The following is a 12,435-nucleotide window of genomic DNA, read 5'->3' as shown; positions in this document are numbered from 1 at the left end:
GTTCTGGTGAAAATAAGATAACGGTTTCATAAAAAATTTGTTAGAATGTAGATAGTTGTTTTTAGAAAGGAAGTTGAGATGGATTTTGAAGCGTTGCTAAATCAAGTGCGAAATGGTGAACTTGAACAGTTTGTGCTTGAAGCGCAAGACTTTCCGCAGTTCTATGAAGTCTGGCGTGACTATCCCTACCAAAATGCGATTCGTGGAATTGCAGCACAAGGTGGGAGCATCACGTATGTGAAAAAGGAATGAAAACGCTTGCAAAAGAAATCAAAAACTGCTACTATATACAACATAGAACCGGGGCGTCGTTGCCTTAGTTATTATTAATAAAATTAATTATTGGTTTAGAGGAGAATAGAATCATGGAATCACGTGAGTTTCACATTGTAGCCGAAACTGGTATCCACGCTCGCCCTGCAACATTGTTGGTACAAGCAGCATCAAAGTTTGCTTCAAACGTTACTTTGTCATACCAAGGTAAAGATGTTAACTTGAAGTCAATCATGGGCGTTATGTCATTGGGTGTTGGTCAAAACGCTGATGTAACTATTTCTGCAGAAGGTGATGACGAAGCTGAAGCACTTTCAGCAATCGCCGATACTATGGCAGCTGAAGGCTTGACTGACTAATAATCAGTTTAATTTACGAGATTAAGTACGGATCAGGGGAAACGACGATGGCAGAAGTGATTGAGGGAATTGCAGCATCAAATGGTGTCGCAATTGCAAAAGCATATAAGCTCGTGGATCCAGATTTGTCTTTTGAACAGGTCACTATTGATGATGTTCAAGCTGAAGAGGACCGCGTAACTGCGGCCTTTTCTGTATCTAAGACAGATTTGGAAGTTATTCGCGACAAAGCAAAAGTAAATATGGGTGCAGAAGAGGCCGAAGTCTTCACCGCGCATATCATGGTATTGGAAGACCCTGAATTGATCGGTGGGATTCACAATGCAATTGAGTCTGAGAAGATTAACGCAGAAGCAGCCTTGAAAAATGTTACCGACACGTATATTGGTATGTTTGAAGCAATGGCGGATGATAACCCATACATGGCTGAACGTGCAGCAGATATTCGTGACGTCACTAAGCGTGTGCTCGCCCACTTGTTGGGTAAGAAGTTGCCTAACCCAGCCTTGATTCAAGATGAAGTTGTAATCATTGCAAAGGATATGACACCTTCTGATACTGCTCAGCTTGATCGTAAGTACGTTAAAGGCTTTATTACTGACCTTGGGGGGCGGACAGCGCACGCAGCTATCATGGCACGTACACTTGAAATCCCAGCCGTAGTTGGAAGTGGTACAGCAACAGCTAAGATTAATGAAGGTGACTTGGTCATCTTGGACGGCCTAGATGGTCAAGCTATCGTCAATCCAACTGACGAGCAAGTTAAGGAATACACTCAAAAGGGTGAGACTTACTTGGCACAAAAGGCGGAATGGGCTGCATTAAAGAATGAGAAGACAGTTTCTGCCGATGGTAAGGAATTCATGACTGGTGCCAACATTGGTACACCAAAGGATTTGGATGGTGTCTTGGCTAACGGTTCAGAAGGAATTGGGTTATATCGAACTGAGTTCCTATATATGGACTCACAAGAATTGCCAACTGAAGATGATCAATTCGAAGCCTACAAGACAGTTCTTGCAGGGATGGATGGCAAGCCCGTCACGATTCGTACGATGGACATTGGTGGGGATAAGTACTTACCATATATGCCACTTCCTGAAGAAGAAAACCCATTCATGGGTTATCGCGCCATTCGTATTTCATTGGACAAGCAAGACATTTTCCGCACACAATTGCGGGCATTATTGCGAGCTTCTGTTTACGGAAACTTGTGGATTATGTTCCCAATGATTGCTACACTTGGCGAGTTCCGTCAGGCTCGGTCAATCTTTAATGAAGAGAAGGAAAAGCTCATTGCGGATGGTGTTGCCGTTGCTGACGACATCAAGTTGGGTATCATGATTGAAATTCCAGCCGCAGCGATGCTTGCTGATAAATTTGCGCAAGAAGTCGATTTCTTCTCAATCGGAACCAATGACTTGATTGCCTACACAATGGCTGCTGATCGTGGTAACGAACATGTCGCTTATTTGTACCAACCATACAACCCATCAATCATGCGCTTAATTAAGAACGTGATTGATGCCGCACATAAGTACAATAAGTTCGTGGCGATGTGTGGTGAAATGGCGGGTGATCAAATCGCCGTGCCTATCTTGATGGGCTTAGGATTAGATGAATTCTCTATGTCAGCAACTTCAGTTTTGCAAACTCGTTCATTGATGAAGCGTTTATCAACTGCTGAAATGGCCGTATTGGCCGAAAAGGCCTTGGATATGGAAACTAATGACGAAGTTAAGGCATTAGTTGAAGCGGAAGTTTACGACAAATAATCTAAAAAGAGGAGTTCATACTCCTCTTTTTTCATCGGAAAAAAGTGACAGAGGAGGTTGTCCAGATGACAACTCGCAAACCACTAGTGGTGGCAAATTGGAAGATGAACAAATTGCCCAGTGAAACAAAGGAATATATTGAAAAAGTGCAAGTTACTTTAGCTGGCCAAGATGATGTTGAAACAGTGTTGGCTGGGCAAGATGTGTTACTTAGTAAGATGGTGAAAGCAGCCCGGGAGTCGACCATTGCCATCGGGGCTGAGAATGTTTATTGGCAAGAACGGGGTGCTTACACAGGTGAAACTTCACCGGCAGCCCTGGAAGACCTAGGGGTGGCCTATGTCATTATTGGCCACTCAGAACGCCGTAATTATTTCCGTGAAACTGACGAAATGGTTAATTTAAAGGCGTTGGCCGCCATCCAACATCACTTAGTGCCAATCATCGCGATTGATGAGGCCATTGTCACCGAGTCTGAAGGTGATCATGTGCATTGGGTGGTGAATCAAGTGATTGAATCGCTTGAGGGAATTAGCGCTCCCGATGTCGTCAAATTAGTGTTGGCTTATGAACCGACAGCCGCGATTGGTAGCGGTCAAGCCATGACGCCGGAACTAGCACAATTCAGTTTGCGGCGCATTCGGTTAACCTTGGCTGATATGTATGGTTGGGAAATTGCCAATCAAGTACGCATTATGTACGGTGGCTCAGTCAAACCTACCAATGCGTTTGAATTAATGCGCCAACCAGACATTGATGGCGTACTCGTAGGCGATGCTGCTTTGGATCCAAGTACCTTTGTTGAATTAGTTCAATTAGCGCGTCAGGCCACGCGTAGTAAGGCAAACTAGTTTGTATATCTATGAGCATATAAAGTTATCTTGTCCTCGTTAAGTGTGGTATACTAAACGTGTACAGGATAACTTTATTTGTTTTCCTAAAAAAATAAAACTTTTCAATGCAAAGTAAGGAGAAGACAACATGTCTGCAATTACTGATATTTACGCACGCGAGGTCCTAGACTCACGTGGTAATCCTACTGTCGAAGTTGAAGTTTACACTGAATTGGGTGGTTTCGGTCGCGGAATCGTTCCTTCAGGAGCATCAACTGGTGAACACGAAGCTGTTGAGTTGCGTGATGGTGATAAGGGACGTTACCTTGGTAAGGGAACTTTGAAGGCCGTTGAAAACGTAAACAAGATCATCAAGGACAAGTTGGTTGGTTTAGATGTAACTGATCAAGTCTTGTTGGACCGGACAATGATCGCCTTAGATGGTACACCAACTAAGGCTAAGTTGGGTGCTAACGCAATCTTGGGTGTTTCAATCGCTGCTGCACGTGCAGCTGCTGACGAATTGGGCACACCATTGTACAACTACCTTGGTGGGTTCAACGCACACGTTTTGCCAACACCAATGATGAACGTCATCAACGGTGGTGCTCACGCTGCTAACTCAGTTGACTTCCAAGAGTTCATGATTATGCCTGTTGGTGCAAAGTCAATTGCTGAAGCTGTTCGTATGGGTTCAGAGACTTTCCACGCTTTGCAAGCATTGTTGAAGGAATCAGGTCATGCAACTGCTGTTGGTGACGAAGGTGGATTTGCTCCTGACTTTAAGTCAAACGCAGAACCATTTGAATACTTGTTGAAGGCTATCGAACGCGCTGGTTACAAGGCTGGTAAGGACATTGCTATCGCCTTTGACGTTGCTTCTTCAGAATTCTTCGATGCAGAACGTGGTTTGTACGTCTTGGATGGGGAACCTGACAAGAAGGAATACACGACTGACGAATTCATCGATTACCTTTCAGACTTGGTTGACAAGTACCCTATCGTATCTATCGAAGATCCTTTGGATGAAAACGAGTGGGATGCTTGGGTTAAGTTGACTGACAAGTTGGGTAAGAAGGTACAATTAGTTGGTGACGACTTCTTCGTTACTAACACTGAGTACTTGAAGAAGGGTATCGACATGGGTGCCGCCAACGCTATCTTGATCAAGGTTAACCAAATTGGTACTTTGACTGAGACTATGGAAGCCATCGAAATGGCCAAGGAAGCAGGATATACTGCCATCGTTTCACACCGTTCAGGAGAAACTGAAGACACGACTATCGCTGACTTGGTTGTTGCTACTAACGCTGGTCAAATCAAGACAGGTTCAATGTCACGTACTGACCGTATTGCTAAGTACAACCAATTGATGCGTATTGAAGACTTACTAGGTGAGACTGTGGCTGAATACAAGGGTATTGACAGCTTCTACAATGTTGCCAAGGAAGCCAAAGATGGTATCATCAACTACTAATTTCTAATTAGTTTTGATTAGACGCAAGAGCAAATTGTTCTTGCGTCTTTTTGTGCTGTCAAATTGGGTGGACCCCAAAATTATGTTAAACTAAATATTATTAGTAGTAAAAGAATGGATTGACAGATGGCAAAAAAGATTAATTTTCAATATATCGTCACCGTGGGTGATGGTAATAAACGCGTGATTTATGAAGAGTTCCAAACTTGGAACGAGGCCCAAGCATGTGCGCTGAAGTTACGCGCCAATGGTGGTCGGGAAGTTGTCGAGATCTTCAGTGTCAAAGAAAAAGAGTTCCAAAAAATTGTCAATGACACGCGGGCCTTGGAAAAGATGGTGTTGCAGGTAATTACGTTGGTCTTAGTCGTTGTCTTTTGGTGGGTCACGATGGTTTTTAATGCACCGATGGTTGTCCAGGGCTTAGTTAGCACGGCTGTCATTTTGGCGTTACTTTGGTTTGGAATCCTAATTTGGAAAAATAAGCAGGCGAAGGGACAACAATAATGGCACGACGGCGGAAACAAACTAAACTATCTCTGGGTGGGGCTATCTTAGTGATTGTTGCTGGAATCATCTTCAAGATGATTGACGAACAGACCAATCTGTCTGGTACGCAGGGCTCAAACACTAATTATGCTAGTGTATCAGTGGCCACCAAGAGTGGTGTGGATTATGGTTCGACCAGCGATGATCATCCCACTGAGGCCTTAGCTTCGACCGTGTTATCTGATAAAGTAAAACAAACACTAAAAGCGAAGAGTATTAGATTTAATGGTACCGGTGCTTTTTTATTGAATAATAATCAAACGACATTAAATACGAAGGTGTCGTCAGCCCCCTATGTGCAACTCTCAAAAATTGACAGTTTGGGACGTGCTGGCATGGCCAATGCTTGGTTGACGAAGGCAGGCCGACAGTATCAAAACCGTACGGAAACGGGTAATAACCGAACGATCGAACCCGTTGGTTGGCATCAATTACAGTTAAGTGGGCGGTATAGTACCTTGTACAACCGAGGACACTCTGTGGGGTATGCACTGGCGGGGAATATCAAGGGCTTTGATGCCAGTGAGGCAAATGCACAAAACATCACCGCTCAAACAGCCTGGGCTAATCAGTCTTCAAATGGGGACGCTGCCAATACTGGCCAAAATTATTATGAAACATTGATTCGCCGCGCCTTGGACGCGAATAAAAAAGTGCGGTATCGTGTGACGCCAACTTATGATGGCAACAATCTCGTGCCTGCAGGCAATCACCTCGAGGCGAAATCTTCAGATGGATCGTTAGAATTTAATGTCTTCATTCCAAATGTTCAACCGGGCGTTGTGATCGATTATGCAACAGGTCATGCAAAGTTAGTCAATTAAAAAATGCGGCAGAACATCAGTGTTCTGCCGCATTTTCTATGTTATTAACGGGCATGTTTCAAAGCGAAATCAAATGCTTCGCCATCTGAGTGACCGCGTAAACGCATGTAGCTATATCGTGACAAACGGTAAAGAGCTAACAAAAATTGTTGTGCAACTGAAATCAGGGCAGTCGAGATAACGAGGGTACCGATAACAATAGCAATCGCGAAAAAGAACAATAATAGTGATGAGAAAAAGGCATTATTCATAGTAAACTCCTGTCGTGAAATCAAATTTAGGCTAATTAACATTGGTTATTACTTGATTAATCTAATTATAAATTAGGTTTAAGTTAAAAACAAGCCTAAATTAAGTTTAACCTTGTTAAAAATTAGGTTGTATTTTATAATTAGGTTATTAAAGAAAGATGGGTGAGTATTATGGCTTCTTCAGAAGGAAAGCAAGTTATGGGAGCGAATATCAAGCGCCTCTTAAAGCAAAATCGGATGACAGCAGCTAAATTAGCAGAAGTTGTTGGAGTTTCAACAGCGACCGTTTCAGATTGGTCAAATGGTAAGACATATCCACGCATCGATAAATTAGAGTTCATTGCTGATTATTTTGGTGTTTCCAAGGCAGAGTTGGTTGAAGATCCACAAACTATCAGTAATAGTTCCTCTGAAGAGCCAGTTTTAATGGCTGCTCATTGGGGTCTCGACATCACTGGTTTACCGGAAGTCGAACGGCAGCGGGTGGTTGATAAAGCGAAGGCTTATGTTGAAGGATTGATTGCTGATTACGAGGACCATCATGCATAGCGCTTCATATGAGGATTTACTGATTCGGGTCGAGAATGATTTGACCGCCCGTCAAATGAATCCAGTCATTTCAGATACAGTACCACTGCATGAAAATACGGGCTTAGATGGGGTGACCTTTATTAAAGGCACGAATGTTTTTATCTTTGTTGACAAACATTTAGATTTGTTTGACAAAGCTAAAACACTAGTCGAAGAATATTTTCATGCCATTTCAGATATTGGTAATCATTTAGATTATGATGCAAAACATGCACATAACGATGAAGTTGAAGCCCGTACCAATGTGATCACTTACATGACGTCTGCGACTGACTTACATCGTTTGATGGCCAGCTACGATAACCAACCCTTAGCAGCATGGATGTTGGAGGAGGAGTGGGGTTATCCGCATGATTTTGCCGCAGAAACGATTGCTTATTATCAACGTTATGGCCTGTCAGAGTAATTTAATGACTTGATTTGTTTAATCATGTTTAACTAAAGGATATGATTTCATTTCATATCCTTGCTGAATTGTGTTATAATGATTTTTGTTGCGCGGCTATAGTGTAATGGATATCACGTAAGATTCCGGTTCTTGAGATGAGGGTTCGATTCCCCCTAGCCGCAGTTAAATTATTAAAAAGACCTGTTATGCCAACCTTTGTTGCGGGTATAACAGGTCTTTTTGGTCATTGACGAGACTGATACAATTAAATAAAGTGTTATTTAAGGAGATGTTTATGTTACATTACGATTTGATTGTCATCGGTTTTGGTAAGGCTGGGAAAACAATAGCCGCGAAAATGTCGGCATCGGGTCAAAAAGTGGCCCTAATTGAGCAAGACAGTGAAATGTTTGGTGGTACATGCATTAATATCGGTTGTATTCCAACTAAAACTTTGATCCATGCAGCCGAACAGGGACTATCTTTCCAAGCAGCAATGACGCTTAAAGAAACAGTTGTTAGTCGTCTTAATGATAAAAACAAAAAAGCTTTGGTAGGCGCAGGGGTTGATCTATATAATGCACACGCTCGTTTTATTGAAAATAAAATCGTGGAGATTACTTTGGGTGAAGATTTAGAAACCTTGACTGCAGACACAATTATTATTAACACAGGTGCTGTGGTGAATATACCCTCGATTGCAGGTGCCACAGCGCTTAAAAACGTTTTTGACAGTACGGGTATCCAACGGTTGGAAAAATTACCTGAACGCCTAGCGATTATTGGCGGAGGTAGTATTGGTTTGGAATTCGCCAGTCTTTATGCTCGGTTAGGTAGTCAGGTGACAGTGTTTGAACAACACAGTGAAATATTGAGCCACTATGAGCCTGAGATAGCTGCTTTGGCTCAGACATATCTGGCAGATGCTGGGATTTCAGTCCGCCTGGCGACTTCAATTACGGCCTTAGAAAATGCGGGTGCGTCTGTGATTGTCACAGTTGACGGTCATGAAGAAACCTATGATGCCCTCTTATATGCGTTAGGTAGAAAGCCAGCTACGCAGCAGCTTGGCCTTGAAAATACAGAAATTAAACTAACGGCTAATGGTGCAATTGAAGTCAATGATGATCTGGAAGCCAGCGTACCAGGGATCTATGCTGTTGGTGACGTCACTGGTGGACCACAGTTCACATACACTTCATTAGATGACTCACGCATTGTTTTGCATAAATTACTGCATGATGGTAACTACAAACGTAGTGATCGCGTGAATGTGCCGCATACCCTCTTCATCAATCCTCCGCTGGCGCAAGTAGGTCTCACAGAAGCTCAGGCTGCCGAAGCAGGGTTACCATATATGGCTAAGACTTTGGCCGTTGCTACGATGCCACGTGGCCATGTCAATAATGATTTACGTGGCATGTATAAAGTGGTGGTGAATTCAGAAAGCAAAGCCATTCTAGGAGCAACTCTTTTGGGAGTCAACTCTGAAGAAATTATTAACTTGATCAAACTGGCAATGGACAATCACGTGCCATATACCTATCTACGTGATCAAGTTTTCACGCATCCCACGATGTCTGAAAATTTGAATGATGTGTTTGATATTTGACCCTTAGTACAGCGTGGAACACAACGGCTTAGGGGAAAATGTACAGAATTAAAGTTCTATCCAAGGTGAAACGTTTATATTTTAAATCAGCACCTGATGTGAGCCTGCAGAAGGTGTACTATGGGATATCTGAACGGGTACATCCCCGCTGGTCACTCTCGATGAAGGCGTTTGCTAAAAAATGTACATAGTAGTAAAATAAGACTTGTAATAAGAAGTTACATTAAGAATATATGGAGGTATCTTAATAATGACTGTTAAGATTGGTATCAACGGTTTCGGCCGTATCGGTCGCTTGGCTTTCCGTCGTATCTTGGAGTTGGCTGACACCGCTTCAGACATCGAAGTTGTTGCGATTAACGATTTGACTTCACCTGAAATGTTGGCATACTTGTTGAAGTATGACTCAATTCACGGTACTTTGAACGCTGAAGTATCATCAGATGAGAATGGTATTATCGTTAATGGTAAGCACTACTCAGTTTACTCAGAGCGTAATGCTGCTGACTTGAAGTGGGTAGAAAATGACGGTGTTGAGTACGTATTGGAAGCCACAGGTTTCTATACTTCAGCCGAAAAGTCACAAGCTCATTTGGATGCAGGTGCCAAGAAGGTCTTGATTTCTGCTCCAGCTGGTGCGATCCCTACAGTTGTGTACGGTGTTAACCAAGACACTTTGACTGCAGATGATCGTATCGTTTCTGCCGGTTCATGCACGACTCAATCATTGGCTCCTATGGCCTATGCATTGGAAGAAGAATTTGGTGTTAAGACTGGTTTGATGTTGACTGTTCATGCTTACACTGCTTCACAAAGCTTGCAAGACGGACCTAAGTCAGCTAACTTCGCAAAGCGTCAAGCTAACCGCGATGCTGCATCAAACTCATTGCCACACTCATCTGGTGCCGCTAAGGCTATCGGATCAGTAGTGCCTTCATTGGATGGCAAGTTGACTGGTTCAGCTATCCGTGTTCCGGTTCCTGATGGATCAATCACTGAATTGACTGCTGTTTTGAAGAAGAACGTTACAGTTGAAGAAGTTAATGCTGCAATGAAGAAGTACGAGTCAGACTCATTCGGTTACAACGGTGACGGTTTGGTATCATCAGATATCATTAACGACACTCACGGAACTGTCTTTGACCCAACTCAAACTGAAATCGTTGAAGGTGATGGACAACAATTGGTTAAGGTTGCTGCTTGGTACGACAACGAGTATGGTTTCACTTCAAACATGATCCGTACTTTGTTGCACTTTGCAACTTTGTAATCCGATTCGTTGGATTAAAGACTATTAGTCCTGGACTAGTAGTCTTTTTTTTAAAATCAAAAAACATTTAGCGGTTTTAACGGATTGTCTATACTTTTATAGCCGTAAATTTGTTAAAATATAAACATACTTAAAGAAAAAGAGGATTTCTCACAATGGCTAAGTTAACTGTTGAAGACTTGGAATTGAAGGGTAAGAAAGTTTTGATGCGTGTCGACTTCAACGTTCCTTTGAAGGAAGAAAACGGTGAAGTGGTTGTTTCAAATGACAATCGTATCGTAGCTGCATTGCCAACTATCAAGTACGTTTTGTCTCAAGGCGGACGTGCCGTATTGTTCTCTCACTTGGGACGTATTAAGAGTGAAGATGACAAGCCAGGTTTGTCAATGCGCCCAGTTGCACAAAAGTTGGCTGACTTGCTTGGACAAGCAGTTACTTTCGTGCCAGCAACTGAAGGTGTCGAATTGGAAAATGCTATCGATGCGTTGGAAGACGGTCAAGTTTTGATCTTTGAAAACACACGTTATGAAGATGTCAAAGACGGTGTTGAAGTTAAGCGTGAGTCTAAGAATGATCCTGAGTTGGGTAAGTACTGGGCTTCATTGGGCGATGTTTTTGTTAACGATGCCTTTGGAACTGCACACCGTGCGCACGCTTCAAACGCCGGAATTGCTGCTAACATTGCACAAACAGCTGCCGGCTTCTTGATGGAAAAAGAAATCAAGTTCTTGGGTGGTGCTGTTGAAGCGCCAGAGCGTCCCTTCGTTGCCATTATCGGTGGTGCTAAGGTGTCAGACAAGATTACAATCATTGAAAACTTGTTAAAGAAGGCTGATAAGGTCATCGTTGGTGGCGGTATGGCCTTCACATTCGATGCTGCCAACGGCAAGGCCATTGGAAACTCTTTGTTTGAAGAAGACAAGGTTGAATTGGCTAAGCAATTAATTGCTGAAGCAGGTGACAAGTTGGTTTTGCCAGTTGACGCAATTGCTGCAGCGGCATTTAACAATGACGCTGATACTTACATCGCTGAAGATGGTGTTAAGGATGGCTACATGGGTCTAGATATTGGACCTAAGTCTGTTGAATTGTTCAAGTCTGTTTTGGCTGATGCAAAGACTGTTGTTTGGAATGGACCTATGGGTGTCTTCGAAATGCCAAACTTTGCTAAGGGAACTTTGGCCATTGGTGAAGAACTTGTTAAGGTTACTGAAGAAAATGGTGCGACAACCATCGTTGGTGGTGGTGATTCAACAGCCGCAGTTCAACAATTGGGTGTAGCTGATCGTTTGTCACACATCTCAACTGGTGGTGGCGCTTCATTGGAATACTTGGAAGGTAAGACTTTGCCAGGTATTGCATCTATTTCCGAAAAGTAACATCTCACAATCATCCTGAAGCACGAAAAGTCTTCTTGCCAGTTACTGGCAAGAAGACTTTTAATGTTAGCAACTGGCAGTTTTCAAAATGGAAGCTAGCGCGAAGTACGCTGTGAACTAAAAAGGTGTCGACGAAACAATATCGTCGGCACCCTTTTTGAGTCGTTTATGGTAAATCGGGTAAGTTAATCACTTGCCCCGTTTGTAAGTCTGAAGTAACCGTCAAATTTGAATTGACAGCTAAAATTTGCGCTTGTGCTTCTGCGGTAGTCAGGCCGTGATTGGTGGCAAAATTACGGAAGATGGACGTTAATGTTTCCCCACTGGCAACGGTGTATGTTTTAACGGCAGTTGTCGATGCTGAGGCATATGATGCCGAAGATGTAGTAGAGCTAGAAGAACTACTGTCAGATGTAGTGGCAGTTGAGCTACTACTTGAACTAGCAGACGTGGTCGCCTTGCTAGAAGAAGTGGCACTGTTAGAGGTGGGACTGGTAATATTTAAAAAAGTGGTGGTCACACCAAATGCAATCATGGCCATGATGATGAACCCACCAATTCCAATCCCGACTAATTTGGTATTTTTAACAAGATTATTTTTATTCATAGCTACTCACTTTTCCCAATTGTTATTTCATAAATGGCGCTACGTATTCGTCTTACCAAACCGATAAGGACGGATATCATAACTCGCGCTAGACTGTCTCAAAAAGGCAGTGTTAATGAAAGGGGTCATTTTTATTAATCCACTTTATTTTAGCATGAAATCGCAGGAAAATTTAGGTATCCCAAATGATTTTATATAAGGCGCAAAGGATTCAAAAAAACCTTAAACATTAACAGATGTCAACCCGCGC

At 42.8% G+C, this 12,435-nt stretch carries 14 protein-coding genes and 1 tRNA gene; 13 read left to right on the top strand and 2 right to left on the bottom strand.

Annotated elements, in window-relative coordinates; genetic code table 11:
• Nucleotides 1–78 precede the first annotated feature (78 nt).
• From WSWS_RS08200 to WSWS_RS06115, 7 genes are all read left to right on the top strand, one after another.
• Nucleotides 79–252, top strand: coding sequence for a hypothetical protein (locus tag WSWS_RS08200; RefSeq protein ID WP_164699452.1), 174 nt, complete (start codon nucleotides 79–81; stop codon nucleotides 250–252).
• Between the two features lie 113 nt (nucleotides 253–365).
• On the top strand, nucleotides 366–632 hold the full coding sequence (locus WSWS_RS06140; protein WP_070230442.1) for a phosphocarrier protein HPr: 267 nt from the start codon (nucleotides 366–368) through the stop codon (nucleotides 630–632).
• Between the two features lie 47 nt (nucleotides 633–679).
• On the top strand, nucleotides 680–2,407 hold the full coding sequence (ptsP, locus tag WSWS_RS06135) for a phosphoenolpyruvate--protein phosphotransferase (protein WP_070230441.1): 1,728 nt from the start codon (nucleotides 680–682) through the stop codon (nucleotides 2,405–2,407).
• A 65-nt stretch (nucleotides 2,408–2,472) separates the two neighbouring features.
• A complete protein-coding gene (tpiA, locus tag WSWS_RS06130) occupies nucleotides 2,473–3,258 on the top strand; it encodes a triose-phosphate isomerase (RefSeq protein WP_070230440.1) in 786 nt (261 codons plus the stop codon).
• A 130-nt stretch (nucleotides 3,259–3,388) separates the two neighbouring features.
• A complete protein-coding gene (gene eno, locus WSWS_RS06125) occupies nucleotides 3,389–4,717 on the top strand; it encodes a phosphopyruvate hydratase (RefSeq protein ID WP_070230439.1) in 1,329 nt (442 codons plus the stop codon).
• 126 nt (nucleotides 4,718–4,843) lie between these two features.
• On the top strand, nucleotides 4,844–5,221 hold the full coding sequence (locus WSWS_RS06120) for a hypothetical protein (protein WP_070230438.1): 378 nt from the start codon (nucleotides 4,844–4,846) through the stop codon (nucleotides 5,219–5,221).
• On the top strand, nucleotides 5,221–6,087 hold the full coding sequence (locus WSWS_RS06115; RefSeq protein WP_070230437.1) for a DNA/RNA non-specific endonuclease: 867 nt from the start codon (nucleotides 5,221–5,223) through the stop codon (nucleotides 6,085–6,087). Before WSWS_RS06120 ends, WSWS_RS06115 begins: the two co-directional genes overlap by 1 nt.
• 44 nt (nucleotides 6,088–6,131) lie before the next feature.
• Here WSWS_RS06115 and WSWS_RS06110 read toward each other — a convergent pair whose 3' ends face one another.
• The gene (locus WSWS_RS06110; protein ID WP_070230436.1) at nucleotides 6,132–6,338 is read right to left on the bottom strand and encodes a hypothetical protein; all 207 of its coding nucleotides are present in this window, start codon (nucleotides 6,336–6,338) and stop codon (nucleotides 6,132–6,134) included.
• Nucleotides 6,339–6,509: 171 nt separating this feature from the next.
• Here WSWS_RS06110 and WSWS_RS06105 point away from each other — a divergent pair, with 171 nt between their 5' ends.
• The 6 genes from WSWS_RS06105 to WSWS_RS06080 all read left to right on the top strand — a co-directional run bounded on the left by WSWS_RS06105 (nucleotide 6,510) and on the right by WSWS_RS06080 (nucleotide 11,578).
• Nucleotides 6,510–6,887 (top strand): helix-turn-helix domain-containing protein, encoded by a 378-nt coding sequence (locus WSWS_RS06105; RefSeq protein ID WP_070230435.1) that lies wholly within the window; start codon nucleotides 6,510–6,512, stop codon nucleotides 6,885–6,887.
• Nucleotides 6,880–7,335: a hypothetical protein gene (locus WSWS_RS06100; protein ID WP_070230434.1), complete on the top strand. Its 456-nt coding sequence runs from the start codon at nucleotides 6,880–6,882 to the stop codon at nucleotides 7,333–7,335. Before WSWS_RS06105 ends, WSWS_RS06100 begins: the two co-directional genes overlap by 8 nt.
• A gap of 92 nt (nucleotides 7,336–7,427) precedes the next feature.
• A tRNA-Arg gene (locus WSWS_RS06095) sits at nucleotides 7,428–7,499 on the top strand.
• Nucleotides 7,500–7,612: 113 nt separating this feature from the next.
• Nucleotides 7,613–8,929, top strand: a complete 1,317-nt coding sequence (locus WSWS_RS06090) for an FAD-containing oxidoreductase (RefSeq protein WP_070230433.1) — start codon at nucleotides 7,613–7,615, stop codon at nucleotides 8,927–8,929.
• A gap of 250 nt (nucleotides 8,930–9,179) precedes the next feature.
• Entirely contained in the window at nucleotides 9,180–10,199 is a 1,020-nt protein-coding gene (gap, locus tag WSWS_RS06085) for a type I glyceraldehyde-3-phosphate dehydrogenase (RefSeq protein WP_070230432.1), read from the top strand.
• A gap of 155 nt (nucleotides 10,200–10,354) precedes the next feature.
• Complete coding sequence (locus tag WSWS_RS06080; RefSeq protein WP_070230431.1) at nucleotides 10,355–11,578, top strand: phosphoglycerate kinase; 1,224 nt, start codon at nucleotides 10,355–10,357, stop codon at nucleotides 11,576–11,578.
• Nucleotides 11,579–11,744: 166 nt separating this feature from the next.
• Here WSWS_RS06080 and WSWS_RS06075 read toward each other — a convergent pair whose 3' ends face one another.
• The gene (locus tag WSWS_RS06075) at nucleotides 11,745–12,185 is read right to left on the bottom strand and encodes a LysM peptidoglycan-binding domain-containing protein (RefSeq protein ID WP_070230430.1); all 441 of its coding nucleotides are present in this window, start codon (nucleotides 12,183–12,185) and stop codon (nucleotides 11,745–11,747) included.
• Nucleotides 12,186–12,435: the final 250 nt, after the last annotated feature.

Origin of the sequence: Weissella soli, assembly GCF_001761545.1 — a bacterium.
Lineage (GTDB): Bacteria > Bacillota > Bacilli > Lactobacillales > Lactobacillaceae > Weissella > Weissella soli.
The sequence above is the reverse complement of the archived record's forward strand: the minus strand, read 5'-3'. Positions and strand labels throughout refer to the sequence as shown.

Coding starts and splice junctions, on each gene's coding strand:
- WSWS_RS08200 (WP_164699452.1), top strand. CDS start 79: ATGGATTTTGAAGCGTTGCTAAATCAAGTGCGAAATGGTGAACTTGAA.
- WSWS_RS06140 (WP_070230442.1), top strand. CDS start 366: ATGGAATCACGTGAGTTTCACATTGTAGCCGAAACTGGTATCCACGCT.
- ptsP (WP_070230441.1), top strand. CDS start 680: ATGGCAGAAGTGATTGAGGGAATTGCAGCATCAAATGGTGTCGCAATT.
- tpiA (WP_070230440.1), top strand. CDS start 2,473: ATGACAACTCGCAAACCACTAGTGGTGGCAAATTGGAAGATGAACAAA.
- eno (WP_070230439.1), top strand. CDS start 3,389: ATGTCTGCAATTACTGATATTTACGCACGCGAGGTCCTAGACTCACGT.
- WSWS_RS06120 (WP_070230438.1), top strand. CDS start 4,844: ATGGCAAAAAAGATTAATTTTCAATATATCGTCACCGTGGGTGATGGT.
- WSWS_RS06115 (WP_070230437.1), top strand. CDS start 5,221: ATGGCACGACGGCGGAAACAAACTAAACTATCTCTGGGTGGGGCTATC.
- WSWS_RS06110 (WP_070230436.1), bottom strand. CDS start 6,338: ATGAATAATGCCTTTTTCTCATCACTATTATTGTTCTTTTTCGCGATT.
- WSWS_RS06105 (WP_070230435.1), top strand. CDS start 6,510: ATGGCTTCTTCAGAAGGAAAGCAAGTTATGGGAGCGAATATCAAGCGC.
- WSWS_RS06100 (WP_070230434.1), top strand. CDS start 6,880: ATGCATAGCGCTTCATATGAGGATTTACTGATTCGGGTCGAGAATGAT.
- WSWS_RS06090 (WP_070230433.1), top strand. CDS start 7,613: ATGTTACATTACGATTTGATTGTCATCGGTTTTGGTAAGGCTGGGAAA.
- gap (WP_070230432.1), top strand. CDS start 9,180: ATGACTGTTAAGATTGGTATCAACGGTTTCGGCCGTATCGGTCGCTTG.
- WSWS_RS06080 (WP_070230431.1), top strand. CDS start 10,355: ATGGCTAAGTTAACTGTTGAAGACTTGGAATTGAAGGGTAAGAAAGTT.
- WSWS_RS06075 (WP_070230430.1), bottom strand. CDS start 12,185: ATGAATAAAAATAATCTTGTTAAAAATACCAAATTAGTCGGGATTGGA.